26 protein-coding genes are annotated in these 16,359 nt (G+C 71.7%); 5 read left to right on the top strand and 21 right to left on the bottom strand.

Annotation, left to right across the window (positions count from 1 at the left end):
* The first annotated feature begins 76 nt into the window (after nucleotides 1–76).
* The 3 genes from ACZ6O2_RS32335 to ACZ6O2_RS32345 are packed head-to-tail and all read left to right on the top strand — an operon-like array spanning nucleotide 77 to nucleotide 1,265.
* On the top strand, nucleotides 77–346 hold the full coding sequence (locus ACZ6O2_RS32335; RefSeq protein WP_466025604.1) for a hypothetical protein: 270 nt from the start codon (nucleotides 77–79) through the stop codon (nucleotides 344–346).
* A complete protein-coding gene (locus ACZ6O2_RS32340; protein WP_466025605.1) occupies nucleotides 327–914 on the top strand; it encodes a hypothetical protein in 588 nt (195 codons plus the stop codon). Before ACZ6O2_RS32335 ends, ACZ6O2_RS32340 begins: the two co-directional genes overlap by 20 nt.
* A 24-nt stretch (nucleotides 915–938) precedes the next feature.
* Complete coding sequence (locus ACZ6O2_RS32345) at nucleotides 939–1,265, top strand: hypothetical protein (protein WP_466025606.1); 327 nt, start codon at nucleotides 939–941, stop codon at nucleotides 1,263–1,265.
* A 135-nt stretch (nucleotides 1,266–1,400) separates the two neighbouring features.
* Here ACZ6O2_RS32345 and ACZ6O2_RS32350 read toward each other — a convergent pair whose 3' ends face one another.
* Nucleotides 1,401–1,598 (bottom strand): hypothetical protein, encoded by a 198-nt coding sequence (locus ACZ6O2_RS32350; protein ID WP_466025607.1) that lies wholly within the window; start codon nucleotides 1,596–1,598, stop codon nucleotides 1,401–1,403.
* 454 nt (nucleotides 1,599–2,052) lie between these two features.
* Here ACZ6O2_RS32350 and ACZ6O2_RS32355 point away from each other — a divergent pair, with 454 nt between their 5' ends.
* Both ACZ6O2_RS32355 and ACZ6O2_RS32360 read left to right on the top strand, forming a co-directional pair.
* Nucleotides 2,053–2,346 carry a hypothetical protein gene (locus tag ACZ6O2_RS32355; protein WP_466025608.1) on the top strand — a complete coding sequence of 98 codons (294 nt, stop codon included), beginning with the start codon at nucleotides 2,053–2,055 and terminating at the stop codon, nucleotides 2,344–2,346.
* A 111-nt stretch (nucleotides 2,347–2,457) separates the two neighbouring features.
* The gene (locus ACZ6O2_RS32360; protein ID WP_466025609.1) at nucleotides 2,458–3,615 is read left to right on the top strand and encodes a hypothetical protein; all 1,158 of its coding nucleotides are present in this window, start codon (nucleotides 2,458–2,460) and stop codon (nucleotides 3,613–3,615) included.
* A gap of 166 nt (nucleotides 3,616–3,781) precedes the next feature.
* Here the strand turns inward: ACZ6O2_RS32360 and ACZ6O2_RS32365 are convergent, their stop codons facing one another.
* The 20 genes from ACZ6O2_RS32365 to ACZ6O2_RS32460 form a co-directional block, all read right to left on the bottom strand.
* Complete coding sequence (locus ACZ6O2_RS32365; protein ID WP_466025624.1) at nucleotides 3,782–4,081, bottom strand: hypothetical protein; 300 nt, start codon at nucleotides 4,079–4,081, stop codon at nucleotides 3,782–3,784.
* On the bottom strand, nucleotides 4,042–4,395 hold the full coding sequence (locus tag ACZ6O2_RS32370; protein ID WP_466025610.1) for a hypothetical protein: 354 nt from the start codon (nucleotides 4,393–4,395) through the stop codon (nucleotides 4,042–4,044). Before ACZ6O2_RS32370 ends, ACZ6O2_RS32365 begins: the two co-directional genes overlap by 40 nt.
* A 12-nt stretch (nucleotides 4,396–4,407) precedes the next feature.
* A complete protein-coding gene (locus tag ACZ6O2_RS32375; protein ID WP_466025611.1) occupies nucleotides 4,408–4,839 on the bottom strand; it encodes a hypothetical protein in 432 nt (143 codons plus the stop codon).
* On the bottom strand, nucleotides 4,839–5,093 hold the full coding sequence (locus tag ACZ6O2_RS32380; protein WP_230650488.1) for a hypothetical protein: 255 nt from the start codon (nucleotides 5,091–5,093) through the stop codon (nucleotides 4,839–4,841). Before ACZ6O2_RS32380 ends, ACZ6O2_RS32375 begins: the two co-directional genes overlap by 1 nt.
* Complete coding sequence (locus ACZ6O2_RS32385) at nucleotides 5,093–5,641, bottom strand: hypothetical protein (RefSeq protein ID WP_466025612.1); 549 nt, start codon at nucleotides 5,639–5,641, stop codon at nucleotides 5,093–5,095. Before ACZ6O2_RS32385 ends, ACZ6O2_RS32380 begins: the two co-directional genes overlap by 1 nt.
* Complete coding sequence (locus tag ACZ6O2_RS32390; RefSeq protein ID WP_466025613.1) at nucleotides 5,638–6,420, bottom strand: hypothetical protein; 783 nt, start codon at nucleotides 6,418–6,420, stop codon at nucleotides 5,638–5,640. Before ACZ6O2_RS32390 ends, ACZ6O2_RS32385 begins: the two co-directional genes overlap by 4 nt.
* Nucleotides 6,421–6,428: 8 nt before the next feature.
* Nucleotides 6,429–7,373, bottom strand: coding sequence for a PKD domain-containing protein (locus ACZ6O2_RS32395; protein ID WP_349876199.1), 945 nt, complete (start codon nucleotides 7,371–7,373; stop codon nucleotides 6,429–6,431).
* A 137-nt stretch (nucleotides 7,374–7,510) separates the two neighbouring features.
* A complete protein-coding gene (locus ACZ6O2_RS32400; protein ID WP_465999576.1) occupies nucleotides 7,511–7,801 on the bottom strand; it encodes a hypothetical protein in 291 nt (96 codons plus the stop codon).
* The gene (locus ACZ6O2_RS32405) at nucleotides 7,801–8,187 is read right to left on the bottom strand and encodes a hypothetical protein (protein ID WP_466025614.1); all 387 of its coding nucleotides are present in this window, start codon (nucleotides 8,185–8,187) and stop codon (nucleotides 7,801–7,803) included. Before ACZ6O2_RS32405 ends, ACZ6O2_RS32400 begins: the two co-directional genes overlap by 1 nt.
* Nucleotides 8,184–8,690 carry a hypothetical protein gene (locus tag ACZ6O2_RS32410; RefSeq protein WP_230650507.1) on the bottom strand — a complete coding sequence of 169 codons (507 nt, stop codon included), beginning with the start codon at nucleotides 8,688–8,690 and terminating at the stop codon, nucleotides 8,184–8,186. Before ACZ6O2_RS32410 ends, ACZ6O2_RS32405 begins: the two co-directional genes overlap by 4 nt.
* Complete coding sequence (locus ACZ6O2_RS32415; protein ID WP_466025615.1) at nucleotides 8,687–9,235, bottom strand: hypothetical protein; 549 nt, start codon at nucleotides 9,233–9,235, stop codon at nucleotides 8,687–8,689. Before ACZ6O2_RS32415 ends, ACZ6O2_RS32410 begins: the two co-directional genes overlap by 4 nt.
* Before the next feature lie 142 nt (nucleotides 9,236–9,377).
* Entirely contained in the window at nucleotides 9,378–9,569 is a 192-nt protein-coding gene (locus ACZ6O2_RS32420) for a hypothetical protein (RefSeq protein WP_466025616.1), read from the bottom strand.
* Nucleotides 9,570–9,598: 29 nt separating this feature from the next.
* Complete coding sequence (locus tag ACZ6O2_RS32425) at nucleotides 9,599–9,775, bottom strand: hypothetical protein (protein ID WP_466025617.1); 177 nt, start codon at nucleotides 9,773–9,775, stop codon at nucleotides 9,599–9,601.
* Nucleotides 9,776–9,893: 118 nt separating this feature from the next.
* A complete protein-coding gene (locus tag ACZ6O2_RS32430; RefSeq protein WP_466025618.1) occupies nucleotides 9,894–10,901 on the bottom strand; it encodes an N-6 DNA methylase in 1,008 nt (335 codons plus the stop codon).
* 93 nt (nucleotides 10,902–10,994) lie between these two features.
* Nucleotides 10,995–11,354, bottom strand: a complete 360-nt coding sequence (locus ACZ6O2_RS32435; protein WP_466025619.1) for a hypothetical protein — start codon at nucleotides 11,352–11,354, stop codon at nucleotides 10,995–10,997.
* Between the two features lie 31 nt (nucleotides 11,355–11,385).
* Nucleotides 11,386–11,697 (bottom strand): hypothetical protein, encoded by a 312-nt coding sequence (locus ACZ6O2_RS32440; RefSeq protein ID WP_187691001.1) that lies wholly within the window; start codon nucleotides 11,695–11,697, stop codon nucleotides 11,386–11,388.
* A gap of 165 nt (nucleotides 11,698–11,862) precedes the next feature.
* A complete protein-coding gene (locus ACZ6O2_RS32445) occupies nucleotides 11,863–12,447 on the bottom strand; it encodes a hypothetical protein (RefSeq protein WP_466025620.1) in 585 nt (194 codons plus the stop codon).
* A 181-nt stretch (nucleotides 12,448–12,628) separates the two neighbouring features.
* Nucleotides 12,629–12,967: a hypothetical protein gene (locus ACZ6O2_RS32450; RefSeq protein WP_466025621.1), complete on the bottom strand. Its 339-nt coding sequence runs from the start codon at nucleotides 12,965–12,967 to the stop codon at nucleotides 12,629–12,631.
* A 9-nt stretch (nucleotides 12,968–12,976) separates the two neighbouring features.
* Entirely contained in the window at nucleotides 12,977–13,804 is an 828-nt protein-coding gene (locus tag ACZ6O2_RS32455) for a hypothetical protein (RefSeq protein WP_466025622.1), read from the bottom strand.
* A 65-nt stretch (nucleotides 13,805–13,869) separates the two neighbouring features.
* Nucleotides 13,870–15,573 (bottom strand): major capsid protein, encoded by a 1,704-nt coding sequence (locus ACZ6O2_RS32460; RefSeq protein WP_466025623.1) that lies wholly within the window; start codon nucleotides 15,571–15,573, stop codon nucleotides 13,870–13,872.
* Between the last annotated feature and the right edge of the window lie 786 nt (nucleotides 15,574–16,359).

A 16,359-nucleotide genomic window follows, 5' to 3' on the forward strand; every position in this document is an offset into this window, starting at 1 on the left:
AGGGGGCAGGTAGGTGTGGCTTGCCGGGCAGATAACCAGGGCCTCTGTCGGGGACGTCTCCGGCATCAGCGTGACGATGGGCGTCCTCGCCGTTCTGGCGACGGTCGTCACCGCGCTGCTGGCGCTGCTCGGCACACGCCGCACCGCCGACGTGCAGCGGGAAGCCAACTTCGACAAACGGGTCGACGAGCGGTTGCAGTACCTGGAGCAGCGGGTGCAGTTCCTGGAGCAGGAGCTCACCCGCTACCAGGACATGTACGCCCGGCTGCGGCTCGGCGTCTTCGCCGCCGGTCTCGACCCGGACCAGCTCGACTGGAGGTCGCCCGGTGACCAGCCCCAACGCTGACACCCAGCGGGTGGCGCGGGCGGCCGCCGAGCGGGTGGTGGTCAAGGACCGCCGCCGGCTGGCGCGGCTGCTGGCGCTGTACGCGCTGCTGCCGCTGCTGTGCTCGGCGGCCGCCAGCGTCATCGGTTACAACCTGTCCGACGTCTCCATGGACCGGCGGGTCGCCGCGCTGGAGCGGGACCTGGCCCAGCGGCGGGCGCAGGCCGCCGCGGAGGCGAAGGCGCGGGACGCCCGGCTGGAGCAGACCCGCCGCGACCTGTGCGTCGTCCTGGACCGGCTCACGCCCCGTGACGAGCCGGTGCAGGACCTGCGCCGCCGGTACGGCTGCACCGCCCCCGACCCGCGCCCGTCGACGCGCCCGCCGGCGGGCGGCCCGGGCGGCGGCGGCCAGCCAGCCCGCAGCCGGGTCGAGGCGTCAGCCCGGCCCCGCCCGGCGCCGGTTCCCGGCCCGGCCGGTCCATCCGGACCCCCGGGCCCACCCAGGCCACCAGCGTCCAGCCCGCCGCCGCCCAAACCCGAACCCAGCCCGGCCGTCGTGTGCGTGCCGCTGCTGGACCTGTGTGTGTGACCCGATCCCGAGGAGGGACAGACAATGAGCATCCCGAAGCAGCTCGCCCCCACGACGCAGACCCGCCACCCGTGGCGGGCCGTCGCCCGGACCGTCTTCGCCGCCGTGATCGCCCTGCTGTCGCTGCTGCCGACGATCGCCGCCGCCGCTGGCATCGAGGCCGTGCCGCTCGTCGCCCAGGCCCTCGCCGTGGCGGCCGCGGTGACCCGCGTCCTCGCGATCCCCGGCGTCGACGACTTCCTCCGCCGATACCTGCCGTTCCTGGCGTCGGCGCCGGCCGGCGAGGTGCCGCCGCCGCTGCCCCGGCGCGAGCCGGGCAGCACACTGTTCCGGGGCGACGGCTTCCGCTGATCCCAGATTGGAGGGAGGGCGGCCCGGATCGGGGCCACCTCCTTCTATCCAGAGCCCTCCATGCTGCACGGCACGCAGGCGAATCCGACGACGTGCCTGACACCCGCGTCCCGTCAGTGCTCGACGATCGCTCGGTCAGCGGTCAGTGAGCCGACTGCTTGCTACACGATCCGGAGTGTCCGGATTCTCGACCGTCTTCGGCTCAACCAGCGCGTGAAGAAGCGTCGCAATCCCGATGGCGCCGGAGAATCCAACCTCCACCGAAGTGACACTGCCCAGACCGATTCCGGCCCCGGCACTCACCGCCAAGATCACCAAAGTGCGCAGGTTCATCGACTTCCTTCCGTCGTGGCTCTCAAAGGAATCGTGGAGGCCGACGCGGATGGGTCTGCCCACTTATCTCGACAGGACCACGGGGTAGGCAATGCTCGTCGCGCCTTGTCACGGCGACACGAAGGCCGACAGCCGTGAGATTTAGCCGTAACGCTCTACGATGTGGCCGTGACGGTTGCTGAGCGCCAGTGCCAGATTTGCCGGGCTCCGCTTCCAGACCGCAGCCGGAGAGACCGCCAGTATTGCTCGGACAAGTGTCGCCAGCGCCGGTACTACAGGGCCCGGCGGCGCGCCAGGATTGATGTCAATGCTTCATTGGGCATGATGAGGCTCTATAGCTTGATCTATACGTTGGCCCAGCGCCTGCCAGAGCCAGTGCTGCCGGCGCACCTCGCACGCGCGTTCAGGCGGGAGTACCGGATCCCATTTCATGTGGAATGGTTACCAAGATTATGTGCGCGATCGGGATGCGGACTACCTCTACACCCGCGCGATCGCAGCGACCGGGCTTTTTGCTCCAATGCCTGCCGTCAGCGCGCATACCGACACGCTCAGCGAGGTGCAGCCCAGGAAGGAGGTGTTCATCGTTGATCGACTTGGCTCCCCAGCTCCACGACGCGCGCCCCTTGTCCTGACGGACAAAATCCGCTACCTCGCCATGGCGTGCGAACGCATGTTCCTCGGCATGACAGCTCAGAAGGCGGCCACCAAACATGAGCTGGGACCGATCTGGAGGGCAGCCAGCTAAACGGCCTCGCTGTCCGGCCGGCAAATCTCCCCCGACGATCAGGGGGTGCCTGGGGGTAACGGTCCAGGCGCAAGGGATCCGTGTGTCATACACCTCTGACACCCTGTGGTGGTGACGACACCCCAGCCTGGCGCCGAGGGCGCTGGTGAACGGAGGAAGCTTCACCCCGCGATGTTGGCCGCCCTCTGGGCAGTCAGCAACGGTCGGTGCTACGCGCCCGGCTGCCCCATGCCGGTCGTGCTTGAGGTTCGACCCGGCGTCTACAAGAAGAATGCGCAGGTCGCTCACGTCTATGGAGTCAAACCCGGGGCGGCCCGCTATCGCCCCGACCTGCCCGCCGACGAGCGCGACTCCTTCGCCAACCTGCTTCTGCTGTGCTTGGGGCACCACGAGGAGGTGGACGGCGACGAACACCGTTACCCGCCGGAGATGCTGAAGCAGTGGAAGGCCGAGCACGAGGGCCCAGACCACTCTGTACTGAACAGGCTGGTTGTGCTCGACACCCACGCCCTGATGAAACAGCTGACCGAGATTGCCACGCCGCCGCTGGAGCGGCTGGAGACCGTGACGAAGCGGTTGGAGGAGACTGGCACGGCGAGCGCAGAGACAGTGGCCGAGCTTAAGCGGATTATCACCGCGATGTCCACGTCAAGGGTGTGGTACTGGCGCAGCGTGAAGGTGCGCCGCGAGGAGCAGGCGAGGCTCATCTACTCCAAGCTCGTCGACCTCAAGTTCCACGACGCGGGTACCGAGTTCGAGTCGACGGGCACCGGCATGGTTGATGGTGCCGGGGTAACCTTCCTCGGCTCCGGCAAGCTGCTCGCGCGCGTTCCGGTGATTCAGCTCACCGCCGCCATTCACAACGGCAGCAAGGAACTCATCAGCCCGGCGAAGGTACAGGTCGTCAACGCCGGCCGTAAGACCACGTACGACGCGATGTCGATGCAGGTTGATGCCGTCCACCCCGAGACCGAGGACACCTTCGACTTCGTGTGGCCCAATGCAGATCACCCTCGGCAGCCTTCTCTCGCCACGACGCTGCTCTTCCGCGACGCTAGCGGCTACTGGTGGCGACGACATCGTGCTGAGCCCCTCGAGGCCGTGCACGACGATCCCGAAAACGCCGCACAGACACCGGCCCTGCGCGCCCAATGGGCAGCCAACGCCCGCGCTTGGGGACTCGAACCCTCCCCCGAACCGAAGGTGCCTTTGCGCGTTCGTTGGCATCGCTTCCGGCGCAAGCTGCGGGGCAAGTCGCCCATCCCGTGACGGCACAGCGATCGATGACTGTCGCCACAGTGCCGCATGATCGACATCGACACCCAGCCACACGGGACGCCGGTGACGGGCGACGGAGCCGCCGGGGGCGGTATCTCCATCGCCGACGTCGATACCGCGCAACCCGGCCAAGGGCCGCCGGCACCCAGCCGGGACATCAGCTGGAGCCTGACAGCGCCCGGGCGAAACTCCGGTCAGTCTCGTCGTCGGACCACTCGGCGCGGTCCTCCAGCTCCTCCCCGGCCGGCGGGGCTTCCAGCCGCTGCCGGAACTTCGCCACCTCTTTCTCGCCGCCGCCCTCCACCCACCAGGCGTAGATCACGTCCAGCAGCGACGGCAGCGGCAGGTCCAGCGGCTCCCGGCCGGTCCGCATCAGCAGCGTCCCGTGGAACTCGGGCCAGCGATTGACCGCCAGGGTCAGGAGTCGCTGCCCGACCCAGTAGGGCGGCCGGACCACTCCTCACACACGTGCGTGAAGATCCCCATGGCGTCGGTGAAGTCGAACTCGTCCTCCGTGTTCAGCAGCCGCTTCCGGAACACCGTCAGGCTCTTCGGCTCCAGCGTCTGCTCGAAGAAGTCGAGCACCGCCGCCACCTGGTCCGCCTCCGACCGGCTCGACGACGCCGCCGAGATCAGGTACGCCAGCTGCGCGTCCTTCGGCGCCCGGCACACCATCTCCACCCCGTCCAGCTTGAAGGGCACGTCCGGCAGCTTCTTCCTCTCGCCGCCGTCCTGCTTGGCTACCTTCGCGCTGGTCGTGAACTCCCGCATCCTGCTTCCTCCCTACGAGCGGACGAGCCGGAACCCCTCCCGGCCCGCCACGTCTTCCATCGCTTCTTGCAGCCACGGCTGCGGCTTGGTCCCTGGGTGGCGCACCAGGCTGGTGAACACCACCTGGCCGCCCGTCTCGAACCGCAGCATCCCGCCGGCCCGCCGTGCCCGGATCAGGTGCGCCCCCGTGCCGTCGTGCACGGCGGCCGCGTACTCGACCTCGTTCTCGACGAACCCGTACACGTGGCCCGCCCGCACGCCGACCTCCTCGCGGTGCGCCGACCGCAGCCGGCCGGTGTCCACCGGGCACGTGAGCACCGCCCGGGTCCGCACCTTCCGGGTCACGCTGCGGATGAACGACACCACCTGCCCGGTCGAGCCGGTCAGCAGCTGACGCATCTCGCCGGCGAACAGGTCGAGCCGCGTGTTGACCCTCACCGCCATCAGCGGCGCGTCCTCCGCGTCTTGCCGTCGCCGTCGGCGTCCGTCGTCGGCGCCGGCGTCGGCTGGCTGGCGTCCGGCGGCTCCAGGTCGACGGTCGCCGCCTGCTCGGCCTCCTCACCCTCCAGCACCTCGTACCGGCCGGCCTCCACGAGCGTGGCCAGCCGCGGCCCCCACTCGACGTGCTGCACCGACCCGTCCGGCACGCCCGGCATCGCCGTCAGCGCCCGCACCGTCACCTTCTGGCCCTTGCGCATCAGCTGTCCTCCTCGCACACGCACACGTTGGTCATCACCGCGACCAGGACCTCCTGGCCGACGCAGCCGCCGGACGGGCCGACGCTGGACTGCTCCCCGATCCACACCGACTCGACCTGCTGGAGCTTCTGCAGCTGGCACAGCACCGTCCGCCGGATCCGGCCGGCGTCGTCGGCCAGCTCCGCCGCGCTGCGCTCGAGCTGCGCGGCGGTCGGCGGGTTGCCGGCGTCGTCGGGGCTCGGCGCGCACCGCGCGGTGCCCGCGCCCAGCTCCACCGCCCAGAACGCCCCCGGGTCGGCGCCCTCGTCGAGCGGCGTGCCCCGCCCGCCGGGGAACTCCTCCGGCAGCACCGGGTACGTCCGCACGATCCGCACCCACGCCTGGCCCTCGCAGCAGGAGTCGATCGCCACGTCACGGCCGGGCACCACCGCCACCACGGCGGGCGTCCCGCCGAGCGCCCCGTCCAGCGCGCCGCCGATGAGCTCGCGCAGCTTCACCGCCACCGGCCACGCCACGTCGTCCTGCGGCTGGATCACCGGCTCCGTCACGACGTCCTCCTCCGTCCACGATCAAGGTCCGGCGACCACACCACCGTGTCGCGCGGCAGCTGGTGCGGGTTCACCACCCGCAGCCACTGGTCGACCTCCGGCAGCCCGGTCATCCCGTCGCGGGCGAGCTGCGCCGGGTCGACGAACGTCTGCTGCACGCCCTGCCGCACCAGCGACGCCACCCGGCGGGGCAGCCGGCACGTCGTGTCGGCGACCAGCGCCTTCGCCAGCTCGCAGGCGTACGCGCCGGCCGCCACCTTCCCGCCCGCCGGCAGCGGCACGCCGCGCTGGTAGGTGACCGTCCACGCGCCCGGCTGGTCGTCGGCCGCGGTCAGGTCCTGCCGGGCCGGCCAGCTCTCCCCGTCGATCCGCACCAGCCACCGCCGGTCGTAGACCGCGTACGCCTCGGGCGGCAGCTCCTGGCCGTCGATGACAACCCGGGTTACCGCGTTGATCGGGCCGGGCAGGCTCAGCTCCTGCCCGACCGGCCCGCACCCGCACGTCCCCACCGGGCAGCCGCAGTACGTCACCGCGAAGCTGCCGCCGTACGGCAGGTCCAGCCACGACTCCCACCGCCGCCACGCCTCGCTGTCGCCGCGCCGCACCGGACGCACCGTCGAGTCGCACAGCCCGTACCGGCGGCCGGACAGCGCCCACAGGACCTCCGTCGCGAGATCCGTGGCCGCCTTCCGGACCGCCTCGTCGTACTGGTCCCAGCCCTTGCAGTACGCCGTGTTCAGCTCCCACGCGCACGGGCCGGTCCGCGCCGACTGCGTCACCGTCTACCTCAGGCGCCGGCCGGGGCGACGAACGACTTGAAGCGCTGCGCGCCGCTCGACGTGTGCGTGACCGTCACCAGGTACGTGCCGGGGGCCGCGTACTTGTGGCTCACCGTCGCGTCCGCCGCCGGACCGGCCGACGACGCCCCGTCGCCCCAATCCACCGAGAACGCCTGGTCCGGCGCGGCCGGTACGTACGTCGCGGTGAACTGCGCGGTCATGTTCGTCGCGTCCGCCGGGTCCGCCACCACGGTGCCGTCCGGCGGCCGCACCGTCAGCCCGCACGTCGGCGCTGGCGGCGGCAGGTACGTCCAGTCGAGGTGCAGCAGGTCCTGGTCGCCCATCGGGTCCATCAGCGCCGCGACGCCCGTCGTGCGCAGGTAGACGTCGTACGGCCCGACGCCCCAGCCCGGGTTCTCGATCGCCTTGCCGGTCAGCGTGAAGCTCGCCGCCCCGTTCTCGATCGTGAAGTCACCGATCTGCCCGTCGATGATCTGCGGGAGCAGGAAGTACCCGAACCTCGGCCGCTGGATCGCCCCGGCCACGCACTTCTTGAGCTGCGTGCCCGACCACACCTCCAGCGCCACCGCCGAGTCGAGGTTCACCGCCGAGGTGACCCGCATGCCGGTCGCGTTGCCGTCCTCGTCGAGCACCACCGGCATCCCGGTGAACAGCGTGTACAGCTCCGGGTCGACCCGCCCGCAGGTGACCGTCACGTTGTACAGCTTGATCCGCCGCCGGGCCGGCTCGTAGACCAGCGGGTCCCCGTTGGCGTCCTTCTGGTCGATCTCCTCGCCGTCGTCGACCTCGGCCGCGTACTCGACGCTGACGAAGCCCTTCGACGTGACGTGGGTCGGCCATCCTCCGGCGCCCAGGATCGGGTCGCCGCACACCCCGAGCTTCGTGGCCCGGAGCATCTTCCCCTTCACCGGGGTATCGCACACTGCGGTCATCAGGCATCCCTCAACAGCGAAGGTCCATGCCCGGCCCGCAGCCAGCGGCGAATACCCCGTCAGCGTAGCCGAGACGCAGCCCCTCCAAAGCGGAGCGGGGCCGCACCCGATGGGTGCGGCCCCGCCCTCTGCGGCCGTCAGCGCAGCTTCCGGCCGTCGATTACCTCCAGCGTCGCGCCGATCTCCTCGGCCTTCTGCTTCGTCCACTCCTCCATGCGGTCCCAGGCCTCACCGTCGAGCACCCACGCGCCCCGCTTGTCGCCGAGGATCGTCGTCACCATCACGGCCCGGTCGACGTCGAGCACCACGCCCGTCCGCTGGCAGGTGATCGTCCGCTGCACCGCGTACAGCAGCGTCTCCCGGTCGAGGTACTTCTGCCGCTCTTCCTCGCTGTCGGCCATCAGCGCCCGCAGCACGTTGCTCGACATCAGTACCTCCCCGCCGGCACCGGCTGCGTCCACCGCGCGGTGCCCTCGACGATCCGGCCACGGCACCGCCCGCACAGCACGGCGGGCGGCTGCCCGTGCGCCAGGTCGACCGGCAGCTTCACCACGCACTTGCAGCCCTGGCAGTTCATCGGCACCAGCCGGGGCAGCCGCAGCCCGAGCAGCAGCATGTCCCGGGGCACCAGCGTCTCCCTCGGCTGCCCGCCGCCGGTCGGCAGGATCACCAGGTTGACGCACGTCGGGAACTCCCGCACCTGCTGCACGTCGGCGATCTCCACGACCTGCCCGAACAGCAGCACCTGGTCCCGGCGCTGCAACTCGTCGGTCCGGACCGTCGGGTCCGCCTGCTTCCTCGTCTCGACGGTCACGCCGCCGCCTCCCCTCGCTCCAGCCAGCAGAACCTGGCCTCCACATCGATCACCAGCTGCGTCGTCAGTCCGGCCCACACGTCGGCCGGCAGCGTCGCCAGGTGGTGCCACCGGCCGCCGTGCGCCCCGTAGACGTGCAGCGCGCCGAACTCGTGCTCCCACAGGTACGCCCAGCCCTCGTCGCTGAACGGCTCGTCGGTGCCCATCAGCCCGACCGCCGCCGGGCTGCACACCTGGTCGCGGTAGCCCCGGCCGACGCCGCACACGTACGTCCACTCGCGCCGCCGCTCGGACACCGCCTGCGGCGGCCAGTCCGTGTTCGCCAGCACCGACCAGTGGCGGCGCAGCAGCTGGGCGACCATCGCCCGGGTGTCCCGCTGGAAGCTGCGCTCCCACATCGCCCGCATCTGCGCGAGCGTCCAGCTGGGCTGGCCCTCCAGCTCGACGAGCCGGGCCCGGTACCACTTGGCCCCCGGGGCGAACTGCCCCACCAGCGCCCTCATCGCCCCGCCTGCATCAGCTGGATGCGGGTCGAGTCGCGGGCCGCCTCGCGGACGGCCTCCATGTAGCCGCGGTAGTCGGACGCCCGCCACTGCGCGGCGTAGCCCGCCTTCTGGACCTCCAGCAGGTCCAGCTGCGTCAGGTCGCCCAGCTCGTGCAGCGACCAGCACGCCCACGCCTCCCAGCGCTTCGGGCCGCGCTCGGGGAACACCCCCAGGTAGACGTGCAGCCGGTGGCCGCCGAACAGGTACGCCCACTCGCGGTCGCCCGCGCGGGCCTCGACGATCCGCCCGGTCTGCACCGGGTAGCTCTCGGACGGCACGCCGACCGTGCGGCCGCTCGGTCCGGTGCCGGGCACCGCGAACAGCCGCGACCAGTCGTTCTGCAGCAGCACCGCCGCCGCCCTCTCCGGACGGTGACCGCACAGCTCGTGCAGCAGCACCGACAGGGCCGGGACGACCATCGTCGGGCAGCCGTCGTGCTGCACGCCCCGCGCCACGTACACACCGTCGGCACCCTCGGTGCCGACCAGCGCGCGTAGACCCATGGTTTACCTCCACGTGAACCGGGTCCTACTCGGACAGTAACCTTGTCCTGTCCGGCCGCAATCGTCAATGGCGACCGGACAGCCAGAGCCCACTAGGAACTCCGCACCGGGGCCGGGCACCCGCCCAGCCCCGCCTGCGCAGTCACCAGTCGACGTCCGCCGGCCGCGCGTCGCACTCGTCGACCGGCCCGTCCACGTGCGGGCAGTCCGGCTGGTGCCCGTCACCGAAGTGCTCGCGGCAGTGCACGCAGCGGTTCTCGCCGTCGTAGCAGTGGCCGCCCGGCCTGCACTCCACCGCAGCGCGCTTGCCGGCCTGGATCGTCCTCTTGCCCATCTCAACCTCTCCTCGTCCTCGGCACCCCGTCAGGCCCGGCGCATCCGCAGCGTCCGGCCCTCGTAGCTCGTCGACTTGTTGGCGTAGACGAAGCCCTCGGGCGCGCGGGCGTCGACGTCCACCCACTCGTCGCGCACGTACCGGGTGCGGTAGATCGCCCCGCCACGCCGCTCCGTCACCTCGAAGAGCTCCACCAGCTTCTCCATCTCCGCCTCCGCTACTCAGGGTGCGCGTGCTGTACACATTCATTGTATGCGACCGACTCCCCCGCGTACACGTTTTATGTACGCGGGGGGCTGTGTAGCACGTCACACGACCGGCCACTCAGAACAGCCGGCCCTGCCGGAACACCGCCTCGGCGTCGAACGTGGACGAGTCCGGCGCCGGCGCCGGCGGCGGCGGGGGCGGCGGCTTCGGCCGGGCCCGGCGCAGGTGCCGCTCCAGGTCGCCCTCCGGCGTCGGCAGCTCCAGCACGTTCCGCACCGCGCGGATCTGCATGGCGAGCTTCCACGCCCGCCGCATCTCGTCGATCGCGATCTGCCGGTGCTCCAGGGCCTCGTGCATCCACACGTCCAGCAGGCCGTCACCGCAGCCGACGACCACCCGCCAGCCCAGCCCCCACAGGTGGAAGTTCACCGCGCACAGCGCCGCCGCGAGCGGGTCCAGGTCGTTCGCCCACCACTCGCACGTCGTCGGGTCGAGGCCGTTCTCCCGCATGGCCCGGGCCGCGCCGAGGAACATCGTGCCCGTGCCGGCGCACGGCTCCAGGATCCGATCGCCCTCCTTCGGCCCGGCCATCCGGCCGAGCAGCTCCGTCACGTCGACCGGCGTCAGGAACTGGCCGATGCCCTTCCGCCCGCCGTGGCTCTTCATCTGCTGGAGCAGCGTCCCCAGCAGGTCGTAGTCGCCCCACCCGTCCGGCCCGAACCGGCCGAGCACCCCGCGCCGCAGCGCCGCCTGGCCGACCGCGTGAATCGCCCTCTGCGTCGTCTCGTCCGGCTCGTCGTCGATCCACGACCACAGGTGCTTCGTCCGCGGGTTCAGGTCCGGCCGCAGCGCCGCGAACTCGCACCACAGCCGCTGGATCAGCAGCGTGAACCCCTCGTGGTCCAGGCGCTCGGCCACCTCGCCCAGCCGGTCCAGCTGCTCCGGGCCCGGCGCCTCCCGGGCCACCAGCGCCAGCGCGGCCACCACGCTCATCGGCACCTCGATCCGCGAGCCGCCGTACCGGCTGTGCCACGCCTCGTCGACCGCCTCGGCGATCGCCCGCGCGTGCTCGCGCGGGTCGGCCGGCACGGCGTTCGCGCGCCGCGCCACCGTCGTTGTCGTCATGCTCTTCCTCCACGTGAACTGCCGGCGGCCTGCCCGCCGGCGGGAACGGCAGCGCCCCCGCAGCCAGCTCGGCTGCGGGGGCGCACGGACGGCTCAGGCCGTCAGTCGCAACAGCTCCATCTCGGGCGGGCCGCCCACCACATCGGTGTTCAGGTCGTACGTGTGCAGCCGCACCCACCCGCCCTGCTCGTCCGGCACGACGGCGTACTCTCCGCCGTCCCACCGGCCGCGCCCCACCAGCTCCGGGCGGGCGCCGACGTTCTCGCGGGCGGCGACCGCCAGGGCCTCGGCGAACACGTCGGTCCAGTCGACGCGCAGGCCCACGCTCTCCGCCCGCTTCTCGGCCAGGGCCGCGAGGTCGAACGACACGACGTCGCCTTCCTTCACCTCGCTCAGCTGGACGATCTCCCACAGGTCCGCGGTCGGGGCCTGCTCGATCAGCTCGGCACGCATGGTCGGCTCCTCTCTCTCGTCTCTCGCTCGGTCAGCAGTTGCCGCACACGCCCGACGCCGGCAGCTCGCAGAAGCAGCTGTCGCACAGCCGCTTGCGCACGGCCGCCACCTCGCGCCGGTTGGCCGCCGCCTGCTTCTCGCGGGCGACCCGCTCGCGCTCGGCCAGCACCCGCGCGTTGTGCTCGCGCACCCGCCGGTTGTGGGCCATGCGGGCACGCTCCTGCTCCTCCGTCTCGCGCGGGAGCAGGCCCTCGCCGGACACGACGCGCCACCGGATGTGCTCGGTGAACGCCTCCAGGGCGGCGATCGTCCGCTGCATCTCGTAGCTCATCTCCTTGGCCATCGGGCACTCCTCACGCAGTCGGGGCGGCTTGCTGTACAACTTCATTGTATGCGACCGCCAGGCCCGCGTACAGGTTTTATGTACGCCTCGGGCTGTGGAGCGGGCCACACAACGACGACGCCCCCCGCGCCCACGGGGGGCGCGAGGGGCGTCAGGCCGCTCAGCTCACCAGGGCTGCTCGTACAGCTCGTGCGAGTGGCAGTGCCAGTGCGCCTCCTGGCTGTCGAAGCCCCGGCAGTCGGCGTGCTCCATCGGGTTCGCCGGCTCGACCTTCGTCACCTCGTTCGCCAGCAGCACCCAGGTCACCTCGTTCTCGGCGTCGATCACCCACACCCGGCCGTCGATCACCTGGTCGACCTTGCCGCGGTGCGCCGTGCGGCCCAGCGTCCAGGTCACCTGGTCGCGCTCGGCCAGCTCGGGCGCCGGCTTCGGCCGCGCCGCCTTCACGCTCTCGGCGACGAGCGCCAGGGCCTGCCGCCGCTCGGCCACCTTCATCAGCGCCGCGTCCACCGCCCCCGCCTTGTCGCTCACGGCGGCCAGCAGGTCGCCGCGCACCGACGTCCGCAGGTCGCCCGCCTTCGCGGTCACCACCGCGTCCTCGGTCGCGCCGGTCAGCTCACGCGCGTGGCGCTCCAGCTCCCGCTCGGCCTCCACCACCGCCCGCGCCAGCTGGGCGATCAGGCCCCACTGGTCGACGGCCTCAGCCTCGACGCCGAACTCGGTGGCCAGCTCGTTGACCCGCTTCTCCATCTCTCAGCCCTCCTGTAGGGGTAGCGCGTGACGTACACATTCATTGTATGCGAATTTCAGCCTCGCATACAGATTTTATGTACGCCTCGGACCGTGGAGCGGGTCACACAGAAAGCGCCGCCCCACCTGGCACGGGGAAGAGACCAGGTGAGGCGGCGCGGCCCGGGACGTGGGGCTCCGGTCAGCTGCTCCGCGAGGAGCGCGACGACCGGGACGCCTTCGCCGGCGGCTGGGAGGAACCGTCCGCCGGCTCGGCGTCCGCCCCGGACCCGTCGGCCCCGGCGTCAGCCGACGTGCTCTGCGCGGCGGCCTCAGCCTCCGCGGGAGCCTCCACACGCTGCCGGCCGTCGCCGGAGCTCAGCACCTTGTCCGCCAGGTCGTCGGGCACGTCGAACGCCAGCCCCACCGGGCCGTCCGTCGTCGTCTGCACCTCGAAGCGGCGCTCGTCGCCGGCCGCCGCCAGCAACTGCTTCGCGAGGACCTGCGCGTCCGCACGGTCCTTCGGGTAGATCACCGTCATGTCACCCTCCTACGCCGGGACGCCCGGCAGCTTGACCTTCGCCGCCGCCGTCGTGCAGCTCCACCCCACCGTGTAGAACCGCTCCGCGACGGCGAACACCTCGTTGTCCTTGCGGTCCAGGGCCTCCGGCAGCTTCGGCAGGAACACCGCCGACCGCCGCACCATCACCGGCCCCGTCGCGTACAGCCACGCCTCGTCGTTGCCCGGCGCGGCGCCACCCGGACCGACGCCGGTCGTCTGCGCGAACACGATCGGGTCGCCCAGCGGCGCGACCATGCGCGGACCCTCGATCCGCGTCAGGCCCTTGCCCTGGAACCACCCGGCCGTCCACCGTGGCGCCCACAGCGCGCCGAGCACGCCGGCCCGGTCCGCGATGTGCGCCTCCAGCCGGCCGACGCCCTCCTCCAGCGGCACCGGCGCCACGTCCGAGCCCGCCAGGACCTCCGTGTCGGCCGCCGCCAGGAACTCGTCGCTCCCCGCCTCGCCGGTCCACACGTAGTGCTCCAGCGACTGCTGCTCGACCTGGCCCATCGCCCGCCGCGCCCGGTCGATCAGATCCGGCCGGGCCACCGACCGGCCGGTCAGGCCGGCGTACAGCCGGATCACCGCCGACTTCACCGACGGCACCCCGTCCGGCAGCGCCATCGGCGCGCGGGCCGGGTCCGAGGCCGCCGCCGCGCTCGTCGGCGCGGGCGCGTCGACGCACAGCGGCTCCCACTCCACCCCGGCCTGGAACTCGCGCTGGTCGGCCGGGTCGACCACGGCCGCTGCCGCGAACAGCCCGAAGCGGTACGGCGTCGTCGCCGGGGCGTCCACATACACCAGGGGCTGCGTCACCCGTCATCTCCTCACCGGCTGGGGGCCGCGCCCGGTGCGGGCGCGGCCCCGACCAAACGGGTAGCTCAGGCCGCCGAGCAGTCGAACGCCACGGTGCTGCCGGTGACGCCCGTCGGGCACAGCGGCACGCTCACCTTGTAGGACACGAAGCACCGCTTCACCAGCAGCGTCGCCTGCTCGGTGAACAGCGCGATGTACTCGTTGTCCTTCAGCTTCGTGCTGTCGTAGACCGCCGACAGGTCGATGATCGGCTTGGAGCCCTTCACCCATGTGCCCGGCGCGTAGATCAGCAGGTCCGCGGTGCCCGGCCACTGGCCCGGGGCGGCGCTTCCGCCGAAGCCGATGCCGCCCGCGTCGGCGTACCCGTCCTGCCAGTCGTAGACGAACTGCGGCCGCAGGTGCCGTCGGGTGAACCACGCCGTGATCTGCTCGTCGGTCACGTCGAGGTAGTTCACGCCGGCCCGGCGGCTCATGTCCGCCCGGATCCAGTCGATCAGCCACAGCGGCGCCACGCACTCGAGGAGCTGCCGCCGACCCAGCCGGTACCGGTACCGGTAGTCCGTCGCGGCGAGGGAGATCGCGCCGAGCAGCGCGGTGGTCGTCTCGTCGCCGTCGACGTCGCCGCCGAGGGTCAGCGCGAACTGCTGCGACTGGCCCGGCGCGCTGGCCATCCGCGCGATCAGCCGCGCGTTGATCTTGTGCTCGTGCGCGGTCAGCGTCCGCCGCACCACGTCCCGGGTCAGCTCGGGCCAGATCGCGTTCTGCACGATGTCCTGCTCGATCTGCACCCCGTCCACCTCGAGGCGCGTCTCGGCCCAGTTCACCGTCGGCACCCGGTACGAGGGTTTGTCCACGCCCGCGGTGCTGTCGGCCTCGGTCTGCACGAAGCCGATCCCCGAATACAGGTCCCGGAAGTCCAGGTTGGCCGGCACCTTGATACCGCCGCCGCGCGGGACCGTGATGCCAGGGAGGTCCAGCAGACCCTCGGTCGTCTCCAGGCCCTCGCACAGCTCCCACAGCGTCTCCGACGGTGCACCCCAGCCGCCGGCCGCGACGAGGTTGCCACCCGACAGCCGCGACTCCGACGCGGCGAGCTCCACCAGCTCCATATCGGTCAGGCCCCGGCCCCCGGCGACGAGCGCCTGGTCGACGGGCAGCTCCACCCGGGCCACGTTCTGCTTGATGCGGGTCGCGACGCCCACCCCGCGCGGGAAGCCGGCGAACTTGTCGTCGAACGCCGACGCGACCTCCGACACCGAGGAGAACACGTGCCCGTGCGGCACGTTCGGCACGTCGGCCGCCGCCTTGATGACCGCCGACTTACCGGCGCTGGTCACCTTCGGCTTCGGCTGACGGCGGGCCGCCCGGCGCGCCAGCGACGCGACGACCGGCGTGGGCTGCTGCTGCGCCGGCTGCTCCGGCTCCTCCGCCGGTCGCTCCTCCGCCGGCTCTTCCTCGGCCGGCTCCTCCTCGGCTTCGCCGCCGTCGCCCTCGTCACCGTCGCCATCGCCGCCCTCCGGAGCGCCGTGCACCGTCGCGGTCAGGTCGTCCAGCTCGGAGGCGACCTGCTCGGCCGCCTGCTCGATCCGCGCCTGCTCGGTACGCACGGACTGAACGAAGGCGGCGAGCTCGCGCAGCCGGGCGAGGCCGTCGGCGTCCAGGGCCGTGTCGTCGCGGAGAGCATCGAACGCCGCGACTGCCTGGTTCTCCAGCTCGGTCAACGCGTCGAGGTCGAGCCCGTCGAGGCTCGAAGGGATCTGAAAGTCCACCGTCGGCTCCTCAGCACGGTTGGGATCTCGTCCCGACCGGCCCGCAGCCAGCATCGGTGGTTCAGCCGACAGCGTAACGCAGCGGAGAGCAGTTCCGATCAAGGCAGCGACGGCGGCACTATGGGACCTGGCGCCCACGGCGTGCTGGCGCCTCGCCGAACGGCTGACGGCCACCGGTCTGTGAAACCGGGGTCTTTGCGTGACGGAAGCAGCTCTCTCTGGCCCTGCCTCCGGACACTTGGGCTTTGGCTGGCTGGTCTCCCAGGTTGTTGAGACCGACTCGCCGCGGCGAAGCAACACCCCCGCATCGAGTACGAAAGGGTGGGCGTATGAGCATGCCCATGACGAACAGCTAGGTCCGCGACTGTGGGAGTCACCGCGAGCGTTTACGCCGCGGTCACTCCCCTGGCGATCCCGATTCTGCTGCTTTCCCTCGCATACCTGCTGGCCAGGCGGGTCGAGAAGAACGGCGGAGCCTTCGAGGTCGACTGGAAAACCGTTGCGTTCCGCGTCAAGTATTCGTCCACACCTGACGGCCTCGCTGAGGCCCAGGACCAGCCAGCGCAACCCGAGGCGAGCGCTGGGCCCCTTCCGGGGCCCGGCGACGGAGCCGCCCGGCCTCCTGAGGGAGGTGGCGGTCCGTGACGTAGATGCGAGGCGGGGGGGGGGGGGGGGGGGGGGGGGGGGGGGGGGGGAGGTGGGGGTGGGGGGGGGGGGGGGGGGTGGGTTGGGGGGGGGGGGGGGGGGGGGGTAGGGGGGGGGAGGGGGGGGGGGGGGGGAGGAGGA

It is taken from the genome of Micromonospora sp. NPDC048040, assembly GCF_055587185.1.

What these genes read in the sequence shown, in the direction of transcription:
- ACZ6O2_RS32410 (WP_230650507.1), bottom strand. Translation starts at nt 8,690, where the DNA reads ATGAGGGCGCTGGTGGGGCAGTTCGCCCCGGGGGCCAAGTGGTACCGG.
- ACZ6O2_RS32420 (WP_466025616.1), bottom strand. Translation starts at nt 9,569, where the DNA reads ATGGGCAAGAGGACGATCCAGGCCGGCAAGCGCGCTGCGGTGGAGTGC.
- ACZ6O2_RS32400 (WP_465999576.1), bottom strand. Translation starts at nt 7,801, where the DNA reads ATGTCGAGCAACGTGCTGCGGGCGCTGATGGCCGACAGCGAGGAAGAG.
- ACZ6O2_RS32380 (WP_230650488.1), bottom strand. Translation starts at nt 5,093, where the DNA reads ATGCGCAAGGGCCAGAAGGTGACGGTGCGGGCGCTGACGGCGATGCCG.
- ACZ6O2_RS32370 (WP_466025610.1), bottom strand. Translation starts at nt 4,395, where the DNA reads ATGCGGGAGTTCACGACCAGCGCGAAGGTAGCCAAGCAGGACGGCGGC.
- ACZ6O2_RS32395 (WP_349876199.1), bottom strand. Translation starts at nt 7,373, where the DNA reads ATGACCGCAGTGTGCGATACCCCGGTGAAGGGGAAGATGCTCCGGGCC.
- ACZ6O2_RS32435 (WP_466025619.1), bottom strand. Translation starts at nt 11,354, where the DNA reads ATGCGTGCCGAGCTGATCGAGCAGGCCCCGACCGCGGACCTGTGGGAG.
- ACZ6O2_RS32335 (WP_466025604.1), top strand. Translation starts at nt 77, where the DNA reads ATGGGCGTCCTCGCCGTTCTGGCGACGGTCGTCACCGCGCTGCTGGCG.
- ACZ6O2_RS32425 (WP_466025617.1), bottom strand. Translation starts at nt 9,775, where the DNA reads ATGGAGAAGCTGGTGGAGCTCTTCGAGGTGACGGAGCGGCGTGGCGGG.
- ACZ6O2_RS32345 (WP_466025606.1), top strand. Translation starts at nt 939, where the DNA reads ATGAGCATCCCGAAGCAGCTCGCCCCCACGACGCAGACCCGCCACCCG.
- ACZ6O2_RS32415 (WP_466025615.1), bottom strand. Translation starts at nt 9,235, where the DNA reads ATGGGTCTACGCGCGCTGGTCGGCACCGAGGGTGCCGACGGTGTGTAC.
- ACZ6O2_RS32430 (WP_466025618.1), bottom strand. Translation starts at nt 10,901, where the DNA reads ATGACGACAACGACGGTGGCGCGGCGCGCGAACGCCGTGCCGGCCGAC.
- ACZ6O2_RS32375 (WP_466025611.1), bottom strand. Translation starts at nt 4,839, where the DNA reads ATGGCGGTGAGGGTCAACACGCGGCTCGACCTGTTCGCCGGCGAGATG.
- ACZ6O2_RS32350 (WP_466025607.1), bottom strand. Translation starts at nt 1,598, where the DNA reads ATGAACCTGCGCACTTTGGTGATCTTGGCGGTGAGTGCCGGGGCCGGA.
- ACZ6O2_RS32440 (WP_187691001.1), bottom strand. Translation starts at nt 11,697, where the DNA reads ATGGCCAAGGAGATGAGCTACGAGATGCAGCGGACGATCGCCGCCCTG.
- ACZ6O2_RS32445 (WP_466025620.1), bottom strand. Translation starts at nt 12,447, where the DNA reads ATGGAGAAGCGGGTCAACGAGCTGGCCACCGAGTTCGGCGTCGAGGCT.
- ACZ6O2_RS32450 (WP_466025621.1), bottom strand. Translation starts at nt 12,967, where the DNA reads ATGACGGTGATCTACCCGAAGGACCGTGCGGACGCGCAGGTCCTCGCG.